This is a genomic window from Vibrio sp. L85 (assembly GCF_963871815.1).
In the GTDB taxonomy this organism is placed as follows: domain Bacteria; phylum Pseudomonadota; class Gammaproteobacteria; order Enterobacterales; family Vibrionaceae; genus Vibrio; species Vibrio harveyi.
Map to the genome: position 1 here is coordinate 1 of NZ_CAWMYL010000211.1, position 1,035 is coordinate 1,035.

A 1,035-nucleotide genomic window follows, 5' to 3' on the forward strand; every position below is an offset into this window, starting at 1 on the left:
GAGAAAGAAAGTGATTGGGAGGACAGAGAAATCGACAGAGAGTTAGAACGATAAAATAAGGGTAGCGATGGCTACCCTTTTTTTTCGCCTGAAAGATAGGCATCCACTTTTTTTTCCACATCAGCAGAAACTAAACTGCGCATTTCAGTTGCATCCTTTTTATTCTGATGAAATGCAACGCCATCAAAACTTTGAGTATGGGTTAAATTTCCAATCCCTTGGATCATTCTGATCCGCAAGTACATCTCCTCCATCAACTCACGGTTAGACGGACGATCATCTTCCTTATCGCTCAGCTTAATACGCAGTGCTAACGTTAGAAGCTGCCTAACCGCTTCGGCATCCCCCAACTTTTCTCTATCTCTGAACGTCTTGAAATCTTGCTCTAATTTACCCCGAATGTAACTCTGTACTGAAAAAGCTTTTGCCATAATCCAGTGTTCCTCTCTTCACTTTTTCATCTAAAAACACGCTGTAAATATACATTACTTTCACCTTACATGTAAATCACACCATGACGAAATAAACCTTTATTTTAATTCAATAACAATGGCTTAATTACGTTTAAATCAATCATACATCACATTCGCTTTAAACACCCTCTCAGCCCTTTACTAATAAGGGATTAAGTACAATCAATGCATTAATAATGTAAAGTCACATTGGATTTTGTCGGCTAATTAGTTGAGATTTTGAAAATTTTTTTGATGTTTCTTTTACCTTGACGATCTCTCGTAACCTGTTGTTTTTATTGCATTTATAGTTTTCACAGACAACCATTTAAATCGTTTACGATTTAGCGTGGTGTGTGGTCGCTTTCGGAGAAAGAGAAAAGTCAAGATGACAACATCAGCATTCAGTGGATCGACTTGGGAACAATTGACCAGCGCAAAGCTAAAAAGCCGTACCCATGACGACTGAATAGGGATCTGTTGGAAGGATCAGACGTAGGAACGAAGAGAGAGAAGGAAGAGCTGACGGCAACCCTCATTGCACCACAATGGTGCAATGAGGGTTATTTAACTTTTGCAGAAT

Annotated in this window: 1 protein-coding gene; it reads right to left on the reverse strand. The window is 38.9% G+C overall.

The annotated features are described in order from the left end of the window. Positions 1 to 71 precede the first annotated feature (71 nt). Positions 72 to 431, reverse strand: coding sequence for a hypothetical protein (locus AACR11_RS21145; RefSeq protein WP_047517680.1), 360 nt, complete (start codon positions 429 to 431; stop codon positions 72 to 74). Positions 432 to 1,035 lie beyond the last annotated feature (604 nt).

What these genes read in the sequence shown, in the direction of transcription:
- AACR11_RS21145 (WP_047517680.1), bottom strand. Translation starts at nt 431, where the DNA reads ATGGCAAAAGCTTTTTCAGTACAGAGTTACATTCGGGGTAAATTAGAG.